Origin of the sequence: Streptomyces sp. NRRL S-378, from assembly GCF_000720645.1 — a bacterium.
Lineage (GTDB): Bacteria > Actinomycetota > Actinomycetes > Streptomycetales > Streptomycetaceae > Streptomyces.
The window spans coordinates 16095-37913 of sequence record NZ_JOBX01000033.1 but is presented as its reverse complement, the minus strand read 5'-3'; the positions used below and the strand labels follow the sequence as shown (position 1 = coordinate 37913).

18 protein-coding genes and 1 riboswitch are annotated in these 21819 nt (G+C 73.9%); of the genes, 10 read left to right on the top strand and 8 right to left on the bottom strand.

What is annotated here, in order from left to right:
- Positions 1-23: 23 nt before the first annotated feature.
- The gene (locus IH80_RS0122750) at positions 24-1826 is read left to right on the top strand and encodes a hydroxysqualene dehydroxylase (RefSeq protein ID WP_030962878.1); all 1803 of its coding nucleotides are present in this window, start codon (positions 24-26) and stop codon (positions 1824-1826) included.
- Between the two features lie 47 nt (positions 1827-1873).
- The gene (locus IH80_RS0122745) at positions 1874-2668 is read left to right on the top strand and encodes a helix-turn-helix domain-containing protein (protein WP_030962876.1); all 795 of its coding nucleotides are present in this window, start codon (positions 1874-1876) and stop codon (positions 2666-2668) included.
- Here the strand turns inward: IH80_RS0122745 and IH80_RS0122740 are convergent.
- On the bottom strand, positions 2654-3070 hold the full coding sequence (locus tag IH80_RS0122740) for a hypothetical protein (protein ID WP_030962875.1): 417 nt from the start codon (positions 3068-3070) through the stop codon (positions 2654-2656). The two genes, IH80_RS0122745 and IH80_RS0122740, sit on opposite strands and share 15 nt — an antisense overlap.
- Positions 3071-3328: 258 nt before the next feature.
- On the opposite strand from IH80_RS0122740, the gene IH80_RS0122735 reads away from it, so the two are divergent.
- Genes IH80_RS0122735 through IH80_RS0122720 form a run of 4 tightly spaced genes read left to right on the top strand, consistent with a single transcriptional unit; the run spans position 3329 to position 7737 of the window.
- Positions 3329-4351, top strand: a complete 1023-nt coding sequence (locus IH80_RS0122735; RefSeq protein WP_158943583.1) for a hypothetical protein — start codon at positions 3329-3331, stop codon at positions 4349-4351.
- Positions 4348-4989, top strand: a complete 642-nt coding sequence (locus tag IH80_RS0122730; protein WP_158943581.1) for a toxin-antitoxin system, toxin component — start codon at positions 4348-4350, stop codon at positions 4987-4989. The genes IH80_RS0122735 and IH80_RS0122730 overlap by 4 nt, the downstream gene beginning before the upstream one ends.
- A gap of 16 nt (positions 4990-5005) precedes the next feature.
- Positions 5006-6514, top strand: a complete 1509-nt coding sequence (locus IH80_RS0122725) for an NAD(P)/FAD-dependent oxidoreductase (RefSeq protein ID WP_107056876.1) — start codon at positions 5006-5008, stop codon at positions 6512-6514.
- Positions 6511-7737, top strand: coding sequence for an MAB_1171c family putative transporter (locus tag IH80_RS0122720; RefSeq protein WP_051809775.1), 1227 nt, complete (start codon positions 6511-6513; stop codon positions 7735-7737). Before IH80_RS0122725 ends, IH80_RS0122720 begins: the two co-directional genes overlap by 4 nt.
- A gap of 57 nt (positions 7738-7794) precedes the next feature.
- Here the strand turns inward: IH80_RS0122720 and IH80_RS0122715 are convergent, their stop codons facing one another.
- Complete coding sequence (locus IH80_RS0122715; RefSeq protein ID WP_030962867.1) at positions 7795-8640, bottom strand: bifunctional 5,10-methylenetetrahydrofolate dehydrogenase/5,10-methenyltetrahydrofolate cyclohydrolase; 846 nt, start codon at positions 8638-8640, stop codon at positions 7795-7797.
- Positions 8641-8730: 90 nt separating this feature from the next.
- A riboswitch (ZMP/ZTP riboswitch) is annotated at positions 8731-8833 on the bottom strand.
- Positions 8834-8890: 57 nt separating this feature from the next.
- Here IH80_RS0122715 and IH80_RS0122710 point away from each other — a divergent pair.
- The gene (locus tag IH80_RS0122710) at positions 8891-9652 is read left to right on the top strand and encodes a methyltransferase domain-containing protein (RefSeq protein ID WP_030962866.1); all 762 of its coding nucleotides are present in this window, start codon (positions 8891-8893) and stop codon (positions 9650-9652) included.
- Between the two features lie 216 nt (positions 9653-9868).
- Entirely contained in the window at positions 9869-11467 is a 1599-nt protein-coding gene (locus IH80_RS0122705) for an RNA polymerase sigma factor (RefSeq protein WP_030962865.1), read from the top strand.
- Positions 11468-11532: 65 nt separating this feature from the next.
- On the opposite strand, the gene IH80_RS0122700 is transcribed toward IH80_RS0122705, so the two are convergent.
- The 5 genes from IH80_RS0122700 to IH80_RS0122680 all read right to left on the bottom strand — a co-directional run bounded on the left by IH80_RS0122700 (position 11533) and on the right by IH80_RS0122680 (position 18966).
- Entirely contained in the window at positions 11533-13350 is a 1818-nt protein-coding gene (locus IH80_RS0122700; RefSeq protein ID WP_030962863.1) for a DUF2201 family putative metallopeptidase, read from the bottom strand.
- Positions 13347-14408 (bottom strand): ATP-binding protein, encoded by a 1062-nt coding sequence (locus IH80_RS0122695; RefSeq protein ID WP_030962861.1) that lies wholly within the window; start codon positions 14406-14408, stop codon positions 13347-13349. Before IH80_RS0122695 ends, IH80_RS0122700 begins: the two co-directional genes overlap by 4 nt.
- A 126-nt stretch (positions 14409-14534) precedes the next feature.
- A complete protein-coding gene (locus tag IH80_RS0122690) occupies positions 14535-15926 on the bottom strand; it encodes an amino acid permease (protein ID WP_030962860.1) in 1392 nt (463 codons plus the stop codon).
- Positions 15927-16001: 75 nt separating this feature from the next.
- Entirely contained in the window at positions 16002-18401 is a 2400-nt protein-coding gene (locus IH80_RS0122685; protein WP_234432347.1) for a phage holin family protein, read from the bottom strand.
- Positions 18402-18561: 160 nt separating this feature from the next.
- On the bottom strand, positions 18562-18966 hold the full coding sequence (locus IH80_RS0122680) for a hypothetical protein (protein ID WP_030962857.1): 405 nt from the start codon (positions 18964-18966) through the stop codon (positions 18562-18564).
- A gap of 141 nt (positions 18967-19107) precedes the next feature.
- Between IH80_RS0122680 and IH80_RS0122675 the strand changes: the two genes are divergently transcribed.
- Both IH80_RS0122675 and IH80_RS0122670 read left to right on the top strand, forming a co-directional pair.
- Positions 19108-19884, top strand: coding sequence for an MBL fold metallo-hydrolase (locus IH80_RS0122675; RefSeq protein WP_030962855.1), 777 nt, complete (start codon positions 19108-19110; stop codon positions 19882-19884).
- A gap of 2 nt (positions 19885-19886) precedes the next feature.
- A complete protein-coding gene (locus tag IH80_RS0122670) occupies positions 19887-20531 on the top strand; it encodes a DedA family protein (protein ID WP_051809784.1) in 645 nt (214 codons plus the stop codon).
- Here the strand turns inward: IH80_RS0122670 and IH80_RS0122665 are convergent.
- Positions 20528-21496, bottom strand: a complete 969-nt coding sequence (locus tag IH80_RS0122665) for an SMP-30/gluconolactonase/LRE family protein (RefSeq protein ID WP_030962853.1) — start codon at positions 21494-21496, stop codon at positions 20528-20530. The genes IH80_RS0122670 and IH80_RS0122665 overlap by 4 nt on opposite strands.
- Between the last annotated feature and the right edge of the window lie 323 nt (positions 21497-21819).

Below are 21819 nucleotides of genomic sequence, written 5' to 3'. Positions count from 1 at the left end.
GCGGTAACGAGGGGGCATTCGCCATGGCCGGCTCCGGGAGTTCCAGGCGTACGTTCATCGCGGGCACGGGCGCCGCGGCCCTGTCGGCCCAGGCCCTGGGGGCCCCGGCCGCGGCCGCCGCGACCGCCGCGGCACCGGCCGCACCGCCCGCACCGCCCCCGCCGAGGGGCCGGCGCGTCGCCGTCCTCGGCGGTGGGGTGGCGGGCCTGACCGCGGCCCACGAACTCGCCGAGCGCGGCTACGCCGTCACCGTCTACGAGCGCCGCGCGCTCGGCGGCAAGGCCCGCAGCATGGACGTGCCGGGCAGCGCCCGCGGTGGCCGCAGAGCCCTGCCGGCGGAACACGGCTTCCGCTTCATCCCCGGCATCTACCACAACCTGCCCGACACCATGCGGCGCATCCCCTTCGCGGGCAACACCAACGGCGTGTGGGACAACCTGGTGGCCCCGCCCGAGATGATGTTCGCCCGCGCCGGGGGCCGCGAGGACCTGCGCGGCCCCATCCCCTGGCCCGGGCACTCCCCCGCCGCCCTGACCCCCGACGAGGTGCGGCGCGCCCTGTCCGGCGTCCTGCAGACCCTGTTCCGGCTGCCGCTGCACGAGACGGCGTACTTCGTCGACCGCGTGCTCGTCTTCCTGACCAGCTGCGACGAGCGGCGGACCGAGGTCTGGGAGCACACGCCGTGGTGGGAGTTCACCCGGGCCGACCGGATGTCGAACGAGTACCAGCGCATCCTGGCCGTCGGCGTCACCCGCAACATCGTGGCGACCAAGGCGGAGGAGGCCTCCACCCGCACGGTCGGCACCCTCGGCGAGGCCTTCGTCTTCAACCTGCTCGGCCGCGGGGCCGACGGCCCGCCGGACCGGATCCTCAACCTGCCGACCAACGAGGCGTGGATCGACCCCTGGGAGACCCATCTGCGCTCCCTCGGAGTGGAGTTCAGGATCGGCTGGACGGTACGGGAGGTGCAGTACGGAGCCGGCCGGGTCAGCGGGGTGGCGGTCGAGGGCCCGGACGGCGCCCGGCACACCGTGACCGCCGACCACTACGTCAGCGCCCTGCCCGTCGAGCACGCCCGCCGCACCTGGAGCGCCGGGCTGCGGGCCGCCGATCCGATGCTGGGGCGCTGCGACAGGCTCCGGACCGACTGGATGACCGGCATCCAGTTCTACCTCACCGAGCGGGCCCCGCTGGTGCACGGCCACCTCAACTGCATCGACTCGCCCTGGTCGCTGACCGCGATCCAGCAGGCCGAGCACTGGCCGTCGCGGGACTTCCCCGCCGACTACGGCGACGGGGCGGCGGCCGACTGCCTGTCGGTGGACATCTCCGAGTGGGACAGGCCCGGGATCCTGTACGGGAAGACGGCCAAGCAGTGCACCCGCGACGAGGTGGCGCGCGAGGTGTGGGCGCAGCTGAAGGCCTCGCTCAACGACACCGGGAGGACCCTGCTGTCGGACTCGAAGCTGCACTCGTGGTTCCTGGACCCCGGCGTGGACGGGCTCGGCACCCCGCACCCCACCAACCAGGACGAACTGTTGATCCACCCGGTCGGCACCCTCGGCAACCGGCCGAGCGCCGGCACGCGCGTCCCGAACTTCTTCCTCAGCGGGGACTACGTCGCCGTCGACATCGACCTGGCGACGATGGAGGGCGCCAACGCCTCGGCCCGCGCGGCCGTCAACAGCCTTCTGGACAAGGACGGTTCGGCGGCACCACGGTGCACCGTCCGCCCTCTGTACCGGGCGCCGGAGATGGAGTCCGCCAAGCGGCACGACCGGTGGCGCTACCGCCTCGGCCTGCGCAACGTCTTCGATGTCGGCTGATCGCGGCGCGAGGTCCCGGCCCGGCGGGCTCGGCTACCGTCGGGGCCATGACCACCTCCACGCCCACGGTCGGCTCCCTGCTCCGCACATGGCGGGAGCGGCGCGGCATCAGCCAGCTGGAACTGGCGGGCCGCGCCGACTCCTCCTCCCGGCACATCAGCTTCATCGAGACCGGGCGGTCCCGGCCGAGCGAGGAGATGGTGCTGCGGCTCGCAGATCGCCTCGACGTCCCGATGCGGGAGCGCAACTCCCTTCTGCTGGCGGCGGGTTACGCCCCGCGCTACGCGCAGACCGCACTGGACGACCCCTCGATGGAGACCCTGCGCGAGGGCATCGAACGGCTGCTGACCGGCTACGAGCCCTATCCGGCGCTGGTGGTGGACGCCACGTACGACGTCGTCGCCGCCAACCGGGGCATCGTGATGCTGCTCGACGGCCTGCCGCAGCACCTCCTGACGCCACCGCTGAACGCGATGCGGATCACCCTGCACCCCGAGGGCCTCGCCCCGAGGATCCGCAACCTCGCGGAGTGGCGCGGGCACCTGCTCGCCCAGATGGAACGCCAGATCGCGCTGGCCCGCTCCGAGCCGCTCCGCGCGCTGTACGAGGAGGTCTCCTCCTATCCGGTGGCCGAACGCGCCGACGACGCCCAGCCGCGCGAACCGGTCCCGTACATCGCGCTCCCGCTGGTCATCGAGCACGACGGCCACCTGCTGTCCTTCGTCTCGTCCATCGCGACCTTCAACACGCCGATGGACGTGACCGTCGCCGAGCTGGCCATCGAGACGATGCTCCCGGCCGACCCGGCGACGGTGAAGTACCTGCGCTCACTCGGCGACTGAGCGCAGGGCGAGCTGCTGGAGCACGGCGAAGCCGGCGACGGTCAGGGCCTGCACCGGGATCCACACGGTCCCGGCGACGGTCGGCGAGAACCAGACGACGAGGGCCACCAGGCTCAGCGCGGCCCAGGCGTAGTTGGTCTCGACGACGGCCTTCACGGCGAGCGCCGGGGGCCGGCGGCGCGTGGCCAGTACGCCGACGGCGGCGCCGTAGAGCACCAGCAGGACGCCGAGGGTCAGGAGCAGCTCCTGCCCGACCCCGAGCAGCCGCCCCAGCGGGTCGCAGAAGGCGACGTAGGCGAGGCCGTTGCCGGTGGTGACGACGGAGTCGAGGGCGAGGAAGCGGCGCAGTGCGAGCTGCGGGACGGCGGTACGGGCGAAACCGGCGAGCAGGGTCGCGGACATGGGGAATCAGCCTCCGTCGAGGTCGAACGGCCAGGTGGGAGCCGGGCCCCGGAACCGAGTGCGCGGCCCCGGAACCCGACGCCCCCACTGTGCCGCGCCCTCTCACGGGGGGTCGATTACCTGCGAGGTCATGCCAACGTTTTTTGAGGCGGGCGGCAGGAAACATGGGGGTTCCCGTGGTTCGGCCGGGGGCGGGGGGCTAGGCTTCACGCAGCCCGATCCACTCGAACGCCTTGTCGACATATGGAGATTCCGCCGGTGCGAGCCGCCGCCCGACCCGACCTCGCCGCGATCTGGCGGCGCGTCGGGGCACTCGCCGAGCGGTGCGGCCGGGACCCGGCCGAGGTGCTGGCGGCGGGGCGGCTGAGCCACCTGTCCGGGGTGGAACCCCACTGCATCGAGCGGGTGGTGGCGGGCACGTCCGCCGAAGTGCCGCTGGAACGGCGCGTGCACCAGCGGTTCCGGCTGCTGCGCGCGACCCGCCGCGACAAACACGGCCGGGAATGGCCGCTCGCCGCCATCGCCCACGACTTCGGAGCCCCCGGGGCCTCCCTGGGGCCGCTCAACGCGGGCACCGGGCTGCCGCGCCTGGGCCACGCGGCCGGCGTGCAGCGGTTCTTCGGGGTCTACGCGGGCTTCCTGCTGGCCGACAGCAAGAGCGCGGTCGAACGGGCCCTCGCCCTGTCCGTCACCACCGTCTCGGACGGCCGCGACGACCTGGAGCACCTCTCGTACCTGACCGGCATCAGCCCCCAGGCCGTCCGGCAGACCCTCGACGGACGACCGCCCCGGCTCCCCCTGAAGGAGCAGGTGCACCAGCGGTTCGCGCACCTGCGGCGCACCCGGCTGAGGGAGGACGGCCAGGCCCACTCGCTGACGGCCATAGCCAAGTCCTTCGACGCATCGGGGCAGTCGCTGACCCGGCTCGCCCAGGGCGAGGGCATGCCGAACCTCGCCGCGGCCGCCGGGATCCAGCGCTTCTACGGTGTCGACGGCGGTTTCCTGCTCGCCGACGACACCGAGGCGCTCGCCACGGCACTCGCGCTGATCGAGGGCGAACTGGAGTGCGTGGAACGGGAGCGGGAGAATCCGATGCTGGCCGTGCTGCGTGCGCACGACGTACGGAGCATCGTCACGCGGGCCGGCCGGCTGTCGCCCCAGGGCTGGAAGTCACTGGCCGACCACTTGGACGACCTCCTCGCGCGTGAGGGGCAACTCGGAGTTCCGGGCGCGAAGGGCGGGGCGCCGGACGAGGGCGCCGCCGGGGGAGTAACACCATGAGGACCACACGGGCCGTGCGCGAGCTGGGCTCCGAACTGCTGGAGGGCGCACGCCTGACGCCACCGGCCGGCGTCGCGGAGATCATCGGGGCGCTGTGCGCCGCCTACGCCGAACGGCGCGGCGGAGAGCGGAAGGTGGACTTCCACTTCACCTCGTTCCCTCCCGACACCGCGAGCGGCCTGTGGCTGGAGCTGGACGACGTCGACCTGATCGTCGTCGAGCAGCACACCCGGCCCGAACACCAGCTCGTCATCGCGTGCCACGAGCTGTGGCATCTGGACGAGGGGACCTGCGACAGCGTCGGTCCGGGCATGCTGGTGGCCTCCCGGCTGGCGGGACAGGGCCGCCCCGGCCGCCTCGCCGAACTGCCGGCTTCCGACACCGGCCTGGAGGCGGTCGTACGGCAGGCCGCCGCACGCGCCGACCAGGGGGACCCGGCGGAGATCCCCGCCGAGACCTTCGGCCTGCACCTCGGCACCATCCTGCGCACCTACCTGCCGTCGCCCCGGGAGCAGCAGCTCCCCGGGGCGATCGAGCGCATCAAGTCCTCACTCGGCTGGGGAAGCCCCGTGCCACGCCGTGACCAGCACCAGCCAGTCGCCGCATCCCTCACGCCGATGCCCTCAGCACGGCCCTGACAGAGAGCCCGCCACGATGAACCAGTCCTCCCCGCGCCGCCACGCCGTCGTCATAGGCGGCAGCCTGGCCGGCCTCCTCGCGGCCGCTGTCCTCGCCGAGCACGCCACGGTCACCGTCATCGACGCCGACCCGCTGCCCGACGGGCCGTCCCCGCGCCGCGGACTCCCGCAGGCCCGGCACACCCATCTGCTGTGGTCGGGCGGTGCCCGGGCCATCGAGCGGATCCTGCCCGGCATCACCGACGACTGGACGAAGGCCGGCGCCATCCGCCGCAGCCTGCCCACCGACCTGGTCACCAAGACCGCCCAGGGCTGGATCCCGCGCTGCGGCGAGAAGCAGTTCAACATCTCCTGCAGCCGCGACCTCCTCGACTCCGTGGTCCGCGCCCGCGTCACCTGCCTGCCCGGGGTGACCACCCTCCAGCAGAGCCGGGTCCGCGGCCTGGAGGGCACGGCGGCACGCGTCACCGGCGTCCGCGTCGACACCCCCGAGGAGCAGGACCGGCTGGTGACGGCGGATCTCGTCGTCGACGCCAGCGGCCGCGGCTCACGGGCCCGGACATGGCTCCAGGCGCTCGGCGTGAGCGGCATCCGGCAGGCCGAGGTCGACTCCGGCCTCGTCTACGCGACCCGGATCTTCGAGGCACCCCCCGGCGCGCACGAGATGGGTTTCCCCATCGTCAACGTGCAGTCCGACCCCCGGATGCCCGTGCCCGGGCAGACCGCCACGATCGTGCCCATCGAGAACGGCCGGTGGCAGGCCACCCTGTCCGGCACCCGGGGCGGCCAGCCCACCGGCGACCCCGACGCCTTCATCCCCTTCGCCAAGTCCGTCCGCGACCCGATCGTCGGCGAGCTCCTTGAGCACCGCACGCCGCTCACGGACGTCGCCGTCACCCAGGGCACCGCCAACCGCCGGGTCTACTTCGAGAAGGCCGAGCTGCCGGACGGCTTCTTCGCCGTCGGCGACTCCGTGGCCACCTTCAACCCGCTGTACGGGCAGGGCATGACCGTCGCCGCCCAGGGCCTGCTCGCCGTGCGCACCCTGCTGCGGGACAAGGGCCTGGCCCATCCCGGGATCGGCCGCGAGGCGCAGCGCGTCATCGCGCCCCAGGTCGCCACCGCCTGGGAGCTCGCCACCTCGCAGGACATCCTCTATCCGGGCGCCACCGGGATGAAGCCGCGCGCCGGCACCAACGTGCTCAACGGCTACGTCAACCGCCTGATGACGGGAGCCACCACGGACGAGGCGCTCACCGCCGCCCTGTTCAACGTCCTCACCATGAGCATCGAGCCCACCCACTGGCTGCGCCCGTCGGTGGTCTGGCACGTGATGCGCGCCTCCGACTGGGGCGCGCTGAAGGCGCCGCCGCTCACCGCCGCCGAGCGGGCCGTCGCCGGGCTCGACCCGGCGCCCGGCCCGCGCACCGGCAGCGGCACCGGGGGCGGCACCGGCAGCGCCGCCCCCACCGGCCCGGCGACCGATCCGGTCGGCCCGGCCGACCCCGTCGGACAGGCCCGATGAGCGGAGGGACCGCGCTGCTCCTCCTGCCCGGCTCGCTGATGGTCCTGGCGCTGCTGATCAAGCTTCCCGAGCTGCGCCGGGACTGGGACCAGCCCCTGAACCGCACCGCGTGCGCGCTGCTCGTCGTCGGCGCCCCCATCACCTTCCTGGCGTCGCCGCCCACGATCGCCGCCGTGAACCGCGGCACCGGCGTGGTCAACTTCTCCGCACCCCTGGTCTTCGGCCTGCTCACGGTGTTCTCGGGGCTGTGCGTCGTCCTGGTCCTGCAGTGGCGCGGCGGGCCGCCCGCGGCCGTGCGCCGGGCCACCCGGCTGACCGCGGCCGTGTTCGGCACGGCCACCGCCGCGATCGTCGCCCTGTTCGTGATCGGCGACGCGCCGGTGGAACGGCTCAGGGACCTGGACACGTACCACGCCACGACCCCGTGGATCCGCGAGATGGTCCTCTGCTTCCTGGTCGCGCACACCCTGGGCACCTCGGCGCTGACCTGGCTGTGCGCCAAGTGGTTCGCGCGCGCCGACCGCTCGCTGCGCCCGCTGCGCGCGGGGCTGGCCCTGATCGTGCTCGCGGGGCTGCTGGACCTGGCCTATCTCGTCGCCAAGTGGGCCTCCGTGGCCGCCCGCTGGGCCGGTCGCGACTGGGTGTACCTGTCCACGGACGTGGCGCCGCCCCTGGCCTCGGCCTCCGCGCTGCTGCTCGGCGCCGGGTTCGTCGTACCGCTGATCGGCGGGTCGGCGACGTGGACGGCCTCCAGCCAGTACCGGCGGCTGCGCCCGCTGTGGAAGGCGCTGCGGGGGTTCGCCGCGGCCCAGGGCCGGACCGTCCCGCTGGCCTGGTGGTCCCCGGTGCGGATCCGTCTCGTCCACCGCGAGTCGGTCATCGACGACGGCATCCTGGCGCTGGCCGGATGGTTCGACCCCCGGGTACGCGCCACCGCGTACGAGGCGGCCCTGGGCAGCGGCATGGGCGAGGCGCGGGCCGCCACCGTCGCCGACGCGGCCGTCCTGGCCGCCGCGTGCCGCCTCAAGGGCGCCGCCGACCGGGGGGCCGGGCCGGCTCCTGCCGCGCTGCCGGAGCCGTACCGGCTGGGCCGCTGCCCGCTGACCGCCCTGGCCCACGAGTTCGCCACGTCCGCCGTCGTCGCCGCGGCCCGCGACGCGGCGACGGGCGCGCCGGCCCCGCAGGGGGACCCGGAGCGGGACCCGGCCCCGGCGCAGGCCTGAGGAACGTGCGGCGCCCCGGACCGGGGCCCGGGGCGCCGCGCGTTCCGGCGGAGCGGCTCAGAGGTCCGCGAGGTCCAGCCCGGCCTGCGCGGCCGCGGCCTGCACCGTCTGCTCCAGCAGGACGGCGATGGTCATCGGGCCGACACCGCCCGGCACGGGCGTGATCAGCGAGGCGCGGGCCGCCGCCGACTCGAAGTGGACGTCGCCGACGTTGCCCTCGTTGTAGCCGGCGTCCAGGACCACCGCGCCCGGCTTGATGTCCTCGCCCCGGATGAACTCGGCCTTGCCGACGGCGGCGACCAGCACGTCCGCCTGGCGCACGATCGAGGAGAGGTCCCGGGTGCGGGAGTGGCAGTAGGTGACGGTGGCGTTCTGCTCCAGCAGCAGCATGCCGGCCGGCTTGCCGAGGATGGCGCTGCGGCCGACGACCACGGCGTGCTTGCCGGTCAGGTCCACGTCGTACTCGGCGAGCAGCCGCATGATGCCGCCCGGGGTGCAGGAGACGAAGCCCGGCAGGCCGAAGCCCATGGCCGCGAAGGAGTGCATGGTGACGCCGTCGACGTCCTTGCCGGGGGCGATGGCCTCGAAGGCGGCACGCTCGTCGATGTGGTGCGGGACGGGGTGCTGGAGCAGGATGCCGCTGATCTCCGGGTCCTCGGAGAGGGCCGTGATCGCCGCGACCAGCTCCTGCGTGGTCGTCGAGGCCGGCAGCTCCACGTGGCGGGAGGTGATCCCGGCCTTCGCGCAGCGGTTCTGCTTCATGCGGACGTAGGTGACGGAGGCGGGGTCCTCGCCGACCAGCACGGTCGCGAGGCAGGGCGCGGTGCCGGTGCGCTCGGTGATCTTCGCCGCGAGGGCGGCGGTCTGCTCCGAGATGCGGCGGGCGAGGGCGGTGCCGTCCATCAGCCGGGCGGCGGCGGGGGCGGTCTGCTGGGCAGTCGTCACGGGATCTCCTGAACGTCGCTGCGGTGCGCTGTGCGCGGATCGCGGTTCGCGGTTCGCCCAGGCGCGCGGCAGTCGACGTACGGAAGGTCCTCGGGTACGCCGGGCCGCTCCCCGGTGGTGATCCACCCGAACGCCAGTCACGGCCCGCCGACCACTGTAGTCGACCAAATCGGTGGCCGCCCGGCGCCCGGCCTGCGACGATCGGTGCATGACGCGTACTTTCGACCATCTTGTCGCCGAGGCCGAGTCGGTCTCCGTGGACGGCTGGGACTTCTCCTGGCTCGACGGGCGGGCCACCGAGCAGCGTCCCTCCTGGGGGTACCAGCGCCTGATGGCCGAGCGCCTGGCCCGGGTCCGGTCGGCCCTGGACATCCAGACCGGCGGCGGCGAGGTCCTCGCCGGGTCCGGGCCCCTGCCGCCCCTGATGGCGGCCACGGAGTCCTGGCCGCCCAACGTCGAGCGGGCGACGCGGCTGCTGCACCCGCTGGGCGCGGTGGTGGTCGCGGACTCCGACGAGCCGCCCCTGCCCTTCGGCGACGAGGCCTTCGAGCTGGTGACCAGCCGGCATCCGGTGACCATCTGGTGGGACGAGATCGCCCGGGTGCTGACACCGGGCGGAACGTACCTCTCGCAGCAGGTCGGCCCGTCGAGCGTCTTCGAACTCGTCGAATATTTTCTCGGGCCCCAGCCCGAGGAGGTCCGGCGCGCCCGGCATCCCGACGACGCCGCCGCCGACGCCGCGAAGGCGGGGCTGGAGGTCCTCGACCTGCGCTCGGAACGGCTGCGCACCGAGTTCCACGACATCGGAGCCGTGATCTATTTCCTGCGGAAGGTGATCTGGATGGTGCCCGGGTTCACGGTCGGGCAGTACCGGGACCGCCTGCGCGAGCTGCACGAACGGATCGAGCGCGACGGCCCGTTCGTCGCGCATACCGCCCGATTCCTGATCGAAGCACGCAAAACGAACTAGCGTAGGGGGTGCGACGGATCCACGCCCGATCCGGTTGCCCGGCCGCAGCGTGGCGCAGGTCACTCAATTCAGTGCGTAACGAATCGACTCGGGCAGGCGATGAACCGACAGGTGTCCTCGCGCGGCCCGGAATACAGACCCCCCTCGGGTCTGTTTCCCGAGTTCGCGCGATGATGTCCCGCCCACCCCTTATCTGTTCGCAACGAGAGGCTCCTTGTGTCGCTCAGCCCGTCCCGTACGTTCCCTCCGGAGATCGCCGAATCCGAGGCCCTCGTCGCGCTCGTCGAGCGCGGCCGCGAGCAGGGTCACATCAACGGTGACGACGTGCGCCAGGCCTTCGAGGCCGGCCGCATCCCGGTGGACCAGTGGAAGCGGGTCCTGCGCAGCCTGAACCAGGTCCTCGACGAGGAGGGTGTCGCCCTTCACGTCAGCGCGGCCCCCGCCACCAAGGCTGCCGCGAAGAAGCCCCGCAAGGCTGCCGCCGCCCCCGCCCGTACCGTGGCCAAGAAGGCCGCCGCCGCGCCGCGCCCCATCGGTGCGCGCAAGACCGCGGCCACCACCCCGGCCACCACCGTCACGTCCACGGCCTCGGCGATATCCGCTCCGTCGGCCGCCGCGGCTGCGGAGGCGGCGGCGCCGGCCGAGGCCGCCGCCGAGCCGAAGAAGCGCACGGTCAAGAAGACCGCCGCCAAGAAGACCGCCGTGAAGAAGACCGCGGCGGCGAAGAAGACCAGCGCCAAGGACGCCGACGAGGGCGAGAACCCGGTCGTCGAGGGTGAGGACTGGGCCGCCGAGGACCTCGTCGACGAGGCCGAGGAGGAGGCCCCCAAGGCCGGCGCCCAGGGCTTCGTGCTGTCCGACGAGGACGAGGACGACGCTCCGGCGCAGACGGTCATGGTGGCCGGGGCCACCGCCGACCCGGTCAAGGACTACCTCAAGCTGATCGGCAAGGTGCCGCTCCTCAACGCCGAGCAGGAGGTCGAACTCGCCAAGCGCATCGAGGCCGGTCTCTTCTCCGAGTACAAGCTCGAAGAGGAGGAGGACCACAAGCCCGCCTTCAAGCGCGAGCTGGAGATCCTCGTCGAGGACGGCCGCCGGGCGAAGAACCACCTGCTGGAGGCCAACCTCCGCCTCGTGGTCTCCCTCGCCAAGCGCTACACCGGCCGCGGCATGCTCTTCCTGGACCTCATCCAGGAGGGCAACGTCGGCCTGATCCGCGCCGTGGAGAAGTTCGACTACACCAAGGGCTTCAAGTTCTCCACGTATGCGACGTGGTGGATCCGGCAGGCGATCACGCGTGCCATGGCCGACCAGTCGCGCACCATCCGCATCCCCGTCCACATGGTCGAGATCATCAACAAGCTCGCCCGTGTGCAGCGCCAGATGCTGCAGGACCTCGGCCGGGAGCCCACTCCGGAGGAGCTGGGCAAGGAGCTCGACATGACCCCCGAGAAGGTCATCGAGGTCCAGAAGTACGGCCGTGAGCCGATCTCCCTGCACACCCCGCTGGGTGAGGAGGGCGACAGCGAGTTCGGTGACCTCATCGAGGACTCCGAGGCGGTCGTGCCGGCGGACGCGGTCTCGTTCACCTTCCTCCAGGAGCAGCTCCAGTCGATCCTGGGCACGCTCTCGGAGCGCGAGGCGGGCGTGGTCTCCATGCGCTACGGCCTCAACGACGGCCAGCCGAAGACCCTCGACGAGATCGGCCGCGTGTACGGGGTCACCCGTGAGCGCATCCGCCAGATCGAGTCGAAGACCATGTCGAAGCTCCGCCACCCGTCGCGCTCGCAGGTCCTGCGCGACTACCTCGACTGATCCGGCTCCCGTACGAAGCCCCCGCTCCGCCGTCCGGCGGTGCGGGGGCTTCGTCGTGACGGCCGTCAGGTGAGGCGGAAGACCGGGCCCCTCGGGGTGAAGGGGAGCGAGGCGCCCTGGGGGATCAGGTAGGCGTGTTCGCGGCGGATGCGCAGGGTGTCGCACCAGCCGTCGGTGATCACCAGGAGCGGCGCCGCCGGCGGGAAGTCCTCGGCCCGCTGCAGCAGGTCGATGCCCGGCTGGAGCACCGTGCCGCCCCGGCCGCGGACCCGGACCCGGCCGGCGATCTCGGTCGGTGGCACGTAGCCCGCGTCGTACGGCGCCGCGTCGCAGAACACCACCCGCGCCGCCGGAACGTCGCGGGCCTCGGCGTACGAGGCGATCGCGCCCAGCGCCTTGCCGAGCAGGGCGGCGTTCATCGACCCCGAGGTGTCCAGGACCACGCCGAAGGTGCAGCGGGCGGTCTCCTCGGGCGGGAAGTACCGGCCCGCGCGCGGGATGTCCGGGGTCGACGCCTGGCGGCGCGCCGGGCGGGCGTAGGACCGTACGGCCTCCGGCCTCGGCACGTACTCGTCGAACCAGCGGGCGAGCCGGGCGTCCCAGGGCACGGGCGGGTGGGCGAGGGCCCGGATCTCCTGGACGAGCCCGGCGGGCAGCAGGCCGCGCCCGTCGCGGACGTGCAGGTCGAAGCCCTGGACAAGGCCGCGCCGGTAGAAGTCGTCGAGGTCCGCGTAGGGGCGCCCGGCGCCGTGCGCGAGGGGCTCGCCCAGGATGTCCCCGGCGCCCTTGCCGCGCAGGGTGGCCAGGCGCCGCATCCGGCGCAGGTCGCCGGCGATCCGGTCGTACACCTCCTCTACGGAGAGCCCGCGCAGTGCCGGGTCGTGCAGCAGCCCCTCGGGCATGCTGCCGATCCGCATCTCCACCAGCCAGTCGTTGACGACGTAGTCCGCGGCGACGTTGTGCAGGTACGGGTCGCGGCCGCCGCGGCGCTCACCGTGGCGCAGGGCGGCGTGGAGCATCTCGTGGGCCAGGATGAACCGCCACTCGTCGTCCTCGAAGGTGCGCAGCGGGTTGATGTAGATCTCTCCGGCGGTGGCGCTGACGGCGGCTATGGAGATGTCCTGGGCGCGGGCCAGCTCGGCGTCGGCGACCACGGTCAGGCCGGCGGCGAGCCCGCCGAGGAGCGGGTAGGAGGACACGAACCAGTTCAGGGCCCGGTCCCAGGGGCGCTGCTCCACCCGCTCGCCGGTGGTCCGGTCGCGGCGGCCTCCGGCCACGTCCATGGCGGCGGAGACGCTGCGGGTCAGGGCGGCGGCGAAGGCGGTCTGCCAGTCGGGGACGGCGGTGCCCCAGGTCCGCCAGGTGGTCAGGACCTGGTCGGGGGCGCGCCCGGCGGTGCCGCAGTGCTCGTAGGCGGCCGGGATGCCGTCGCGGCGCCAGCGGGCGGCGAGCTCGTCCTCGTCGCCGCCGGGGTAATCGGCGGGCAGGTGGTCGGGGGCGCGGCCGACCGGGAAGGTCAGCAGGAAGCGGTTGACGACCGCGCAGCGGGCGGCGAGGTCGAACGGGTCCGGCTGGGCACGGTCCTCGTCCTCGGCGGCGGGGACGTGACCGAAGCCGAGGTGGAGCAGGGCGTGGGCGATCGTCCACGCCCATTCGCGGGGTTCGGCCCGCCGGGTGGGGTGGACGTGGACGACGCCGTTGGAGGTGACGGTGGCCAGGCCGTGGGCCGGGGACTGCGGGCAGCCGGGCTCGCGGCAGATCTTGCCGTCGAGGGCGCCGAGGGCCGGGTTCTGCTTGACCAGGGCGAGGCCCTCGGCGAAGGCCTGGGCTGCCGGATCGGGCTTGGCGGCGGCCTTCGCCCGGGCCTTGCCGCTGCGGCTCACCGGCGGGCCTCGACCAGCCGGGGCATGTCCCGGGCGGCCTCGATCAGGAACCAGCCGGGCAGCACGGGCAGGCCGTCGGCGTCGTCGGCGATGACGGTCTGGGCGACCTCGACGGAGATCTCGGCGAGCTGGACCAGGAGCGATTTGAAGCGGTAGGTGTGCTGCCGCAGGGCGGGCGAGACGTGCTCCTTCTGCGCCGGGAGCTCCTTGAGCAGGCGGCCCCGGAAGGCTTCCGCGAGGTAGTAGAGCAGGTCGCGGTCCTGCAGCCGGGCGGGCCAGGAGGCGTCGCCCTTCAGGATGGCCTCGATGCCGAAGGTGTGGCGGACGATCTTGGCGTAGCCGCAGAAGGAAACGGCGTGCGCGGGGGTGAGGGTGCCGTGCGCGACGACCTTGAGGGTCTGCTCGTCCAGTTCCGCGCCGAAGGAGTGCAGGGCGTCGGACAGCATGTGCCAGGAGCGCGGGGTGGAGAAGGGCTCCTCGGTCTTCGGCGGCTGCGACCAGAGGTGGTCGGGGCGGTCGGTGAGGTAGTCGGTGACCCACGGGTGGATGCCGTGCTCGCCGGCCCACACCAGCCAGTCCTGCGCGGACGCCTGGAGGTGGACGTGGGTGAGGCGGTTGACCAGGGCCGAGGCGATGGGCCGGGCCAGCGCGTTGTCCGTGGCGCGGTTGCCGGCGCCGATGACGATGGAGCCGGCGGGCAGCTCGTAGGAGCCGATCCGGCGGTCGAGGATCAGCGAGTAGAAGGCCTTCTGCACGTCCGGGCCCGCGGCGTTGAGCTCGTCGAGGAAGAGGCAGTACGGCTCGTCGCGGGCGATGGCCTCGGGCGGGCAGAAGACGGAGCGGCCGTCACGGATCTGCGGTACGCCGATCAGGTCCTCGGGGGCGAGCTGGGTGCCGAGGAGGCTGACGCACTCCAGGCCGAGGGAGTCGGCGAACTTCCGCACGAGCGAGGACTTCCCGATGCCGGGCGCCCCCCAGAGGAAAACGGGCCGCACGGTGGCGAGGCCGAGCAGCAGTTCGGGGATCTGGGCGGGGGTGACGGTGACGGCAGCCTGCACGTGCGGGAACGTCCTTAGGGGTGGTGCGGTGTGGTGCGCCCAGTGTGGACGCACCGCGCACCGCCCGGCATCCGGTTTTTCCGGGTCCCGGGCCCGGCACCCCGCCCAGGAGTACCGCCCCGCGGGTCAGGCGGCCGAGCGCTGCCTGCGGGCGGCCATCGCCGCGTGGACGGCGACGCCCGCGAAGAGGAAGAGCACGCCCTGGTAGACGGCGGCATATCCGGAGCCGGCCGCCAGCCACATGGAGAAGCCGAAGGCCAGGACGGCGAGGGCGCCGTCGCGGACCAGGCGTCCGCGCCGGACGCGCTCGCCCTGGCCGGAGAGCAGGAAGTAGATCTGCGCGGCGGTGGAGAGCAGGTAGGGAACGGTCGCGGTGAAAGTGGTGATGAGGACCAGGATCTCGAAGACGCCCTCGGAGCCGGCCGTGTAGTTGTAGACGGTCAGGGCGGAGGCCAGGGAGGTCGTGACGACGACGCCGACCACCGGGACACCGCGCTGCTTCTTCTCGAAGGCCCGCGGGAAGAGCCCGTCCTTGGCGGCGGCGTACGGGGTCTGGGCGCTGAGCAGGGTCCAGCCGTTGAGGGCACCGGCCATCGAGATCACGGCGGCGCAGGCGACGAGCGTGCCGCCCCAGGTGCCGCCGAACATGGCGTTGACGGCGTCGGTGAAGGGGGCTTCGGAGGCGACCAGCTTCTCGTGGGCGACGAGACCGAAGACGGAGAGGGTGCCGAGCAGGTAGACCACGGCAGCACCGGCGGTACCGAGGATCGTGGCGCGGCCGACGTTGCGGGCCGGGTCGCGCACCTCCCCGGCGCTGACGGCGGCCGATTCCACGCCGAGGTAGCTGAAGAGGAGGATGGCCGCGGAGGCGGAGAGCGCGCCGGCGGGGCTCTGGCCGGTGGCCTGGAACGGGCCGAGGTTGGCGGGGTCGAAGAAGAACAGCCCGCCCACGGCGACCAGCAGCAGAGGGGCGAACTTCAGCACGGTGGCGACGAGTTGGACGGCGCCGACGTAGCGGGTGCCGGCCAGGTTGGCGAGCGCCGGGAGCCACTGCATGGACAGGGCCGCCAGGCACATGGACCACTTGTGCTCACCAATGGCCGGGAAGAGCACGGAGAGGTAGCCGACCGACGCGACGGCGAGGGCCGCGTTCGACACCCAGGAGGTGATCCAGTAGCTCCAGGCGGCGAGGAAACCGGCGAAGTCGCCGAAGGCGGCGCGGGCGTAGACGTACGGGCCGCCGGTCTGCGGGTGCCGGTGGGCGAGGCGGCCGAAGACGAGCGCGAGGGCGATGGCTCCGAGGGTGAGGACGGCGAAGGCGACGAGGCTGATGGTGCCGAAGGGAGCGACGGAGGCGGGGAGGAGGAAGATTCCGCCACCGATGATGTTGCCCATGACCAGACAGGTCGCGATGGGCAGGCCGAAGCGTCGGGCGTGGGGGTCGCTGTCCTGCTCGGGGGATGCGGTGGCCTCTGGGGGTGCGGTGGCCTCTGCGGGCAGGGCTGCGGTGCTGGTCATCGGTGGTGCGCCTCGGGTCGTCTCACATGGTGGTCGGGTCGACACATGGTCGGCCACCGTGCGGGACGTACCAAATCAGCGGGTTTCGTCCCGCGCGGGCACGCCATCGGAAGGAAGGATTCCGCCGATGGGGCCCTCCGGCGGGGAATCCTGCGGCACCCCACGCGGGGCCCGCGCACCCCGGCCCGACGCGGGCGGCCCACCGGCCGCCGCCGCGAAGCCGTCCCCGACCGGTTCTCCCGGGCCTGCGGCACCGGCCCCGGCTGTGGCCCCGGCACCGCGGCCGCCGGACTCCGGGCCGAGGCGCCTCCGCCCGGCCGCGGTCTGCCGGGCGGGCCCGGCACGCGGCCGGTCCGGCACCTCGCCGATCGCCGCGACCGGCGCCGCGGACTCCTGCTCCGGCCCGCCCCCGGACGCGCCCATCGGCCCGGCCGCAAGCTCCGACAGGGGCGCGGACACGGGGATCTGGGGGCCGTCCGCCTCGGCGAGCCAGCGTCGCAGGACTCCGTGCACCGCCTCCGCGCCGGCCAGTTCCTCCCCCGGGTCCGACAGTTCCGTGGGCCACATCAGGAAGGGGCGGCCCTGCTCCCCGCCCAGGCCGCCGTGCGAGCCGATCTGCTCCTCGAAGGCGTGCACCGCCCCCGTGGCCGGGTCGTACGCCGAGTTGACCATGATGTCGGCCACGTGCGGGAAGGAGTCGGTCCGGCGGACGGCCGCGGCCGCCCCCGGGCCGAAGGCCGCGAGCAGCTGCTCCGCCTCGCCCGGCACGTCCAGGCGGGCCTCGGCGCCGCCCGGGCCCAGCACCACTCCGTCCACCAGCAGGAAGCCCACACCCGGATGGTTCGCCAGGGTCGCCAGCAGCGCGGGGTGCGCACGCTCGATGCGGGCCCGGGATGCCCGGCCGGGCACGTCCGGGAAGGAGATCAGCGCGAGGTTGCCGGAGGCCAGCACCACCGGGTCGGAACCCGGCCCCGGAAGGACCTCCTCGTCCTCCTCCACCGGCCGGTGCAGGGCCGCGAGCACCGCCGCACGGGCCTCGGCCCCGCTGTGGGTACGGCCCGCCCTGCGGGAGACGGGCAGTCCGCAGCCCGCCCGCACCAGGTCCTTGAGGGTCAGCCCGTACCGGGCCAGGAAGGTCTCCCCCGGGCTCTGCCCGTGGTCGGAGAGCAGCACGATCCGGTACGGGCGGGGTGCGTGCTCGGCGACCCGGGCGATCAGCGCGAGGCTTCGGTCGAGACGCTCCAGCACCTGGTCGGTGTCCTTGCCGCGCGGGCCCGAGTGGTGCGCGACCTCGTCGTAGGCGACGAGGTCGGCGTAGACCACGGCGCGCCCGGCGAGCATGTCGCCGATCACCGCCGCCACGACCACGTCCCGTTCGACGACGGTCGCGAAGGCCCTGATCAGCGGATAGAGCCCGCCGCGCGAGACCCGGGGCCGGTCCCCGCGGATCCGCGCCCGCAGCGACTGGACGATCTCGCGGACCGTGTCGGCGACGAAGGACAGGGCCGTGCGGACGGCGTTGGCCGGGTCGGAGAAGTAGGCGAAGTAGCCGGCGCGGGACCGGTTGGCCCGGCCGCGCCGCGCCGAGACCGAGAGCACGAGCGCCAGCTGGTCCGCCCCGCCGCTGAAGAGGTTGCCCCGGCTGGCGCCGTCGAGCGTGAGCAGCCCGCCGTCGCCGGTGCGCGCGATGGCCCGCCGCTGGAGTTCCGCGGCGCTGGTCGGCCGGTTGCAGACCATCACCTCGCCGGTGTCCTTCTCGTACCAGCGGAAGGCGGGCACGTCGAAGGTGGAGCCGTGCAGGATGCCGAGCTGACTGGCGCCGGTCTGGCTCGACCAGTCCGTACGCCAGGAGGTGATGCGGTGGCCGTGCTCCAGCCAGCCGGCGACGGTGGGCATCAGCGCGCGGTTGCAGGCGTCGCGCAGCACCTCGTAGCCGACCCCGTCGAGCTGGAGGACCACCAGCCCGGGCGCGGCCGCGCCGGTCCGGGGCGCCGCCTGGCGGCCCTGACGCCGCCGTCGGCGGCGGTCGGCCAGCCGGTAGAGCCTGCGCCGGTAGGCCTCGTCGTCGCGCACCGCGAGGGCGGTGGAGGTCGCGGAGGCCACGGCGGACATCACGGCGGCGACGACGACCGCGGTCTCGGGGGCGGCCTCGCCCCGCCCGTCGGGGATCAGTCGGAGCGCGAGCAGCAGCAGCGAGCCGTTCAGGAAGAAGACGAGCAGCCCGAGCACGAGGGCGGGCACGAGCAGCAGGGCCCGTACGAGCACCGGCCAGACCACGGCGCTCAGCAGGGCGAAGGCTCCGGCGCCCCAGGCCGCCGTGAGGCCGATCTGGGTGATGCTGTCTCCGTCGTCGGACTGCAGCCGGAAGTCCGGGAGGATCCCGGCCAGGGCGAGCATCGTGAGGGTGGACACCACCCAGACGAGGATCACCCGCACCAGGGCGTTGCCCGTGCTCCGCCACCGTCGTCGCCGCACCGTGCCACCCCCTGGGTCGTCTCCCGCCTCCAGGCTCGCACAGCGCGGGCGGCCAGGCCGGGCGACGGCGTACGGGGAGGGGCGGGGTGGAGCGAGGTGGGTCGGTGGGGGTGAGGGGCGGGGCCGGAAAGGTGCGCGCCGGGGGCGTCGTGTCCGGCCGTCAGGTGCCGTCGTAGCCCGCCGTGGGCATGGACAGCCGGCGGTGGACCTCGGCCTTCATCGCGGAGGTGTACCGGGGCTCTTCGCCCCCGGCGGTCTCCAGGCGCACGCCGCGCCGCTCGCACTCGGCGGTGAACTCCTCGACGCAGCGCAGCGCCCGGGACAGCACCCGGTGGTTGGCGGCGACGAACAGGTCGACCCGCGCGGCGGATATCTCGGACCAGAACCCGCAGTGGTCCGCACGCATCCCGTAGACCAGCAGCTGCTGGGTCACGACATAACCGCGGTCGGCCGCCCAGCGCGCGCACACGGCCTGCTGGCCGCGGGTGTCCACGGCGAAGGGGTCGGCGTCCAGGTCTTCGAGCGGGGCCAGGCTGGCGATCGCGGCCACGCGCAACTCTTCCATGCCGCCGGACCCTACTCCGATCCGCCGCCCGAGAGGAGGGGCCGCCGGGTTCTGGTTCCCGCGCGGTGGCGGGAGCCGCCGGCCCGGCATGATGGGTAGGACACCCCGAGGCTGGCGGGACGGCGAGGGAGGGAGTGCCTGGTGCCGGTGGACATCACCTGGTGGGGCCATGCGACGTGCACCGTCGAGGATTCCGGGGTGCGGCTGCTGACGGACCCGTTGTTCGCGCGGCGGCTCGCGCACCTGCGGCGGCGCCGGGGGGCGCTCCCGCCGCCCGAGGCAGCGGTGGCCGACGTGGTGCTGGTGTCGCACCTGCACGCGGACCACCTGCACCTGCCGTCCCTGGGGCGGCTCGCGCCCGGAACCCGGCTCGTGGTGCCGCGCGGGGCGCGGCGGGCGGTGCCGGGCCTGGCCCGGCTCGCCGGGCTGCGCGGGCTGACGGTGACGGAGGCCGCGCCGGGCGAGGAGGTCCGCGTGGCGGAGGGCGTACGGGTCCGGGCGGTCAGCGCCCGGCACGACGGCCGGCGGCTGCCGTTCGGACCGCACCGGGCGCCGGCGCTCGGCTACGTGGTCCTGGGCGCCGCGCGGACGTACTTCGCGGGGGACACCGGGCTGTTCGACACGATGGCCGAGGAGGTGGGGCCGGTGGACGTGGCCCTGCTGCCGGTGGGCGGCTGGGGCCCGTACCTGGGGCCCGGGCACCTGGACGCCGCGCGGGCGGCGCGGGCTCTGGCGCGGCTGGCGCCGGCCGCTGCGGTGCCGGTCCACTACGGGACGTACTGGCCGGTGGGGCTGGACGCGGTGCGGCCGCACGAGTTCCACGCGCCCGGCGAGGAGTTCGAGCGGCATGCGCGGCGGTCGGCGCCGAAGGTGACCGTGCGGGTGCCGGGGCACGGTGAGCGGGTGCGGCTGCCGTGACGCTGCGCGACCTCACCGCGGTGGCCGTGGCGGCGGTGGCAGTGGGGGCCGGCCAGGTGTCGCCGGAGACCACCCAGCGGGCGGTGGGCTACCCGGCGCTGTTCGTGCTGGTGGCAGTGGGTGCGCTGGTCCCGGTGATTCCCACGGGGGCGCTGGTGAGTTCGGCGGCGGTGGTGGCCTTCCATCACCAGTCGCCGCCGTACGGGGTGTTGCTCGTGGTCGCGGTGTCGGCGCTGGCGGCCTTCACCGGGGACCTGGCGCTGTACTGGCTCGGTCAGCGCGGGGTGCGGTCGCGCAACGGCTCGCGCCGCCTGGAGGCGCTGCGCGCCCGGGCCACGCCCGAGCGGCTGGAGCAGGCGCAGACCAAGCTGGACGAGCACGGGGTCATGGTGCTGGTGCTCTCCCGGCTGGTCCCGGCAGGCCGGATCCCGGTGATGCTGGCCTGCCTGCTCGCGGAGCTGCCGCTGCGCCGGTTCGCCCGCGGCGACGGTCCCGCGTGCCTGGCCTGGGCGGCCACGTACGGGCTGATCGGCATCCTGGGCGGCTCGCTCTTCTCGGAGCCGTGGAAGGGCGTGGCCGTGGCGGTCGCCCTGACCCTGCTGATCAGCGCGGCCCCGGCGATCCGGCGCCGCCTGCGGCGGTCCTAGGGGATGCGCGCGGGGCCGTGGGGCGGGCGGGCGGTCGGGGGCGGGAAGGCCAGGCCCGTCGGTGTGTTGAGGCCGGTGGAGGGGAGCGTGACCTGTTCGCCGCCGGTCTCCCGGACCCGCACCACGCGGTTGTTGAAGCCGTCGGCCACGTACAGGCGGCCGGACCCGTCGAGCGCGAGGCCCAGCGGCGAGCTCAGGCCGGTGGTGGGCACGGTGGTCTGCGGGCCGCCGCCCGCGGGCACCTTCACGACGCGGTTGTTGCCGCTGTCCGCGACGTAGAGGTCACCGGCGGCGTTCAGGGCCAGCCCGGTCGGCTGGGAGAGGCCGACGGTCGCCACGGTGGTCTGGCCGCTGCCGTCCGCGGCCACCTTCACCACGCGGTCGTTGACGAAGTCGGAGACGTACAGACCCCCGTCGGGCGCGATCGCCAGCCCCCAGGGGTGCAGCAGGCCGGTGGTGGGGACGACGGTCGGGCCGCTCCCGTCGGCGGCCACCCGCACGATCCGGTCGTTGAAGCTGTCGGCGATGAACAGGTTCCCGGCCGGGTCGACGGCGAGCCCCAGGGGGCGCGAGAGGTCCCCTGCGGGAACGACCGACTGTTCCCCGCCGTCCGGGGGCAGGACGACCACCCTGTTGTTGCCGGTGTCGGAGACGTAGAGCCGGCCCGCCGCGTCCCAGGCGAGGCCGGTCGGCCGCAGCAGGCCGTCGAGGGGCACGGTGCTCTGGTCGCCGTCGGCGGGCAGGGTGACCACGCGGTTGTTGCCGTAGTCGGAGACGTACAGGGGCGGACCGGCGGGGGAGCCCGCGGCGCCGGGCTGTGCGGCGCCCGCCGCCCCCACCGGGAGCGCGCACAGGACCAGCAGTCCCACCGCGGCGGCCAGCCGGCGGGTCCACCGCCGGGCGGCGGTGCGGCCCGCGGGCGCCGGGGGATCGATCGTTCGCGACTCGGCCGTCTTGCGTTCCACGACTCACCCACCTGATCTGGACGGTCGGCCCGGTGCCGTACCCCCGCCGACCCTAGGAACCGCCGCCCGCGGGCGCGGGAGCCACGCCACCGGAACGTGTTCCGGCCACTCCAATGCCCGCCCCCGTGGGCCGGACCTCACGTGCGGTCGGGTTCGCAGGGTCGTGATCGCTGCGGACCTGCACGGCCGACGGGAGGTGGATCGCCTACGACGCGGCCGTCACCCGCACCCGGGGTGCGCTCACCGGGACGAGCGGCACGAGGGCATATCGGACGAGGAGGACCTGACCACCCTCGAGGTGCTGCGGCGCTTCGTCCTCAACA

Bases quoted from the DNA above. Each gene is read 5' to 3' on its own strand.
- IH80_RS0122750 (WP_030962878.1), top strand. From the start codon at position 24: ATGGCCGGCTCCGGGAGTTCCAGGCGTACGTTCATCGCGGGCACGGGC.
- IH80_RS0122745 (WP_030962876.1), top strand. From the start codon at position 1,874: ATGACCACCTCCACGCCCACGGTCGGCTCCCTGCTCCGCACATGGCGG.
- IH80_RS0122740 (WP_030962875.1), bottom strand. From the start codon at position 3,070: ATGTCCGCGACCCTGCTCGCCGGTTTCGCCCGTACCGCCGTCCCGCAG.
- IH80_RS0122730 (WP_158943581.1), top strand. From the start codon at position 4,348: ATGAGGACCACACGGGCCGTGCGCGAGCTGGGCTCCGAACTGCTGGAG.
- IH80_RS0122725 (WP_107056876.1), top strand. From the start codon at position 5,006: ATGAACCAGTCCTCCCCGCGCCGCCACGCCGTCGTCATAGGCGGCAGC.
- IH80_RS0122720 (WP_051809775.1), top strand. From the start codon at position 6,511: ATGAGCGGAGGGACCGCGCTGCTCCTCCTGCCCGGCTCGCTGATGGTC.
- IH80_RS0122715 (WP_030962867.1), bottom strand. From the start codon at position 8,640: ATGGACGGCACCGCCCTCGCCCGCCGCATCTCGGAGCAGACCGCCGCC.
- IH80_RS0122710 (WP_030962866.1), top strand. From the start codon at position 8,891: ATGACGCGTACTTTCGACCATCTTGTCGCCGAGGCCGAGTCGGTCTCC.
- IH80_RS0122690 (WP_030962860.1), bottom strand. From the start codon at position 15,926: ATGACCAGCACCGCAGCCCTGCCCGCAGAGGCCACCGCACCCCCAGAG.
- IH80_RS0122680 (WP_030962857.1), bottom strand. From the start codon at position 18,966: ATGGAAGAGTTGCGCGTGGCCGCGATCGCCAGCCTGGCCCCGCTCGAA.